This window comes from Roseateles sp. P5_B10 (assembly GCF_056400485.1).
This window is the reverse complement of the sequence record NZ_JBFULE010000684.1, coordinates 1-2839: the sequence shown is the minus strand read 5'-3', so window position 1 is coordinate 2839 and position 2839 is coordinate 1. Positions and strand designations below refer to the sequence as shown.

2 protein-coding genes are annotated in these 2839 nt (G+C 71.0%); one reads left to right on the top strand and one right to left on the bottom strand.

All coding sequences use genetic code 11. The features are described from left to right. The first annotated feature begins 73 nt into the window (after positions 1–73). On the top strand, positions 74–544 hold the full coding sequence (locus AC1DU6_RS25945) for an Lrp/AsnC family transcriptional regulator (protein WP_056202791.1): 471 nt from the start codon (positions 74–76) through the stop codon (positions 542–544). A 126-nt stretch (positions 545–670) separates the two neighbouring features. On the opposite strand, the gene AC1DU6_RS25940 is transcribed toward AC1DU6_RS25945, so the two are convergent. After that, on the bottom strand, positions 671–2839 hold a 2169-nt coding region (locus tag AC1DU6_RS25940), incomplete at its 5' end, for an ATP-binding protein (RefSeq protein ID WP_477860630.1).

Here is a 2839-nt window from a genome sequence, read left to right as displayed (position 1 = left end):
CGCCGGAAGAACTTGCCTCAATGCTGGTGCGGTACGGGCCGAATGAGATGATTCTTCTCCAAAGAGGGGATTCATGGAAACAAACGAGTTCGACCGGGCCAGCCTGCAGATCCTGGAGGCTCTGCAACTTGATGCGCGCCTGTCGACTCAGGCCCTGGCCGAGAAGGTGGGCCTCTCGGCCACGCCGGTGTGGCGGCGCGTCAAGGAGATGGAGGAGCGCGGCGTCATCCGCGGCCAGGTCGTGCTGGTGGACCGCGAGAAGATCGGCCTGTCCATCCTCGTGCTGGCCAATGTAAGCCTGGTGCGGCACAGCGAAGGCGCGGTGGAGCAGTTCGAACGCCTGGTGGGCACGCGACGCGAGATCATCGAATGCCATGCCATCACCGGCGAAGCCGACTACGTCATCAAGGTTGTTGCGGCCGACATGAAGGCCTATGACCTCTTCCTGCAGCAGCACATCTTCAAGCTGCCGGGCGTGAGCAGCGTACGCAGCAACGTCGTGCTGCGCGAGGTCAAGTACGAGACGGCCCTGCCGGTGGGYTGACCGCCCCGCAACAGGCTGGGCGTGATCGATTGCAGCCATAGACGCTCTTCGCCCTGCTTTGCGAATCCGTCTCGACGGCACGCACTCTGGCGGCGCTGGCCCAGTCCGATGCGGCGATGCAGCGCGTCAAGCTGGTGCGTCGGCAATGGAGCTGAGAACAGCCAGAGCCGCCTCGAAATCCAGCCGGTCCAGCGCGTGGCGCAGCCGCTCGAAGCCGGCCTCGCCGCAGGCCGCGCGCAGTGCCGGGGCGAGGGGCTGGAACTGGTCCAGGGCGGCCAGGTCATGCGCCTGCAGGGCCTGCTTCAAGCGCACCAGCGCCTGCGCATCCAGCGGGCGGGCCGCGGCGGTCGCCGGGCCGGGCTGGCGACCTTGCAGCCAGGGTCGGGCCTGCGCCGCCAGTGCCGACAGGCGCTGCGCCACTTCGGCCAGCGCGGCCTGGAAGTCCTGTCCGGCGCGGGCCTGGACTTCGCCACGCTGGGCTGCCTGGCGCAGGGCCGCAGCCGCCAGCAAGCCGGCGCTGCCGCCCAGCTTGTGCAGGCGGGCGGCGGCGTGCGTGGCATCCAGGGGTGCCAATGCCGTCAGGTCCACGAACTCGTCGAGCAGGCGCTCCAGCAGCCGGGCGAAGAAGTCCAGGTCGCCCTGCATGCGCTGGCTGGCCTCGTCGCTGTCGATGCCGTCCAGCGCCGGCCAGGCCTCGCTCGCCGGGCTCTCTGCGGCGCGGGCGGCCACCGGCAGGCGCCGGCCCTGCATGCGTTCGACCTGCTCGCGCAACTGCTGCACGAGGCCGGCCGGATCAAAGGGCTTGCTGATGAAGCTGTTCATGCCGGCGTCCAGCGCGCGTTGGCGCTCGCTGAGCAGGGCGCCGGCAGTCAGCGCCAGGATGGGGAGCTCGCGCAGGCCGAGTTCGGTGCGGATGCTGCGCGCGGCGGCCAAGCCGTCGAGCACCGGCATCTGCACGTCCATCAGCACCGCGTCGAAGCCCCTCGGCTCGGCGCGCAGCCGCGCGACGGCGGCGGCCCCGTCCTGGGCCAGTGTGACGATCGCGCCCTCCTGCTCCAGGATGCGCCGGGCCACCTCGAGGTTGATGTCACTGTCGTCGGCCACCAGCACGCGCACGCCGGGCAGGCGCTGCACGGCTGTGGCGCTGGGGCCGCTGGCCAGCAGCGGCTGCGTGGTGCCGCGCGCGGCCAGCGCCGCCTGTACGGCGTCGAAAAGGGCCGACACATCGGCTGGCAGGCGCAGCTGCCCCACGCCGGCACCGCGACTCATCAACACGCAGGGCAGGGTGGCCAGGCGTTCCTGCAAGACGCGCTGCCCGGCCAAGGGAAGGGTCTGCAACAGGCGGTGGTCGAGCAGCACCAGGTCGGGTGCGGCGCGGCCCAGGCGCTCCATCAGCGCCGCGGCGGCGTCCAGCGGTTCGGCCTGCCAGCCCAGGTCGGCACACAGGCGCTGCAGCGCGTCGCGCTGGGTGGCATCGTCGCTGGCCAGCAGCAGCGTCAGCGGGCGGATGGCCGGGCCCGGGCCGGCCGCGGGCTCGAAGGGCAGGCGCACGATGAAGCGGGTGCCGGCGCCGGGGCTGCTGCTGACGCCGACCTGGCCGCCCATCAGCTCGCACAGCTGCTTGACGATGGACAGACCCAGGCCCGTGCCGCCGTAGCGGCGCGACGTGGAGCTGTCGGCCTGGGTGAAGGGCGTGAAGATGCGCGACAGCGCCTCGGCCGGAATGCCAATGCCGCTGTCCTGCACGGCAATCTCGAGCTGCAGCGGCTGGGCACCGGCGTCGGCGCAGCGCGCGCTCAAGGCGACCTCGCCCTCGGACGTGAACTTGATGGCGTTGGAGACGAGGTTGCTGACGACCTGGCGCAGCCGCGCCGCGTCGCCGAGCAGAAGCGGTGGCAGGCCTGCGTCCAATTCGAGATTGAGCGCGATGCGCTTGGACTCGGCTTGCGACTGGAACAGGCTGGCGACATCGCGCAGCAGCGCGCGCGGGTCGAAGGGCGTGGCTTCCATGACCATCTCGCCGGCCTCGATCTTGGACAGGTCCAGCACCGCGTTGATGACGTCCAGCAGCGAGCGGCTGGCGCTGCTGACCTTGGCCAGCAGGTCGCGCTGGGCGGCGTCCAGCGGCGTGCGTTCGAGCAGGAAGGTCAGGCCCATGACGGCGTTCATGGGCGTGCGGATCTCGTGGCTCATATTGGCCAGGAAGTCGCTCTTGGCCGCGCTGGCCGCGTCGGCCGCCTGCATCGCGCGGCGCAGGGCGTCGGCATCGGCGCGGCGCTCGGTGATGTCCTGCAC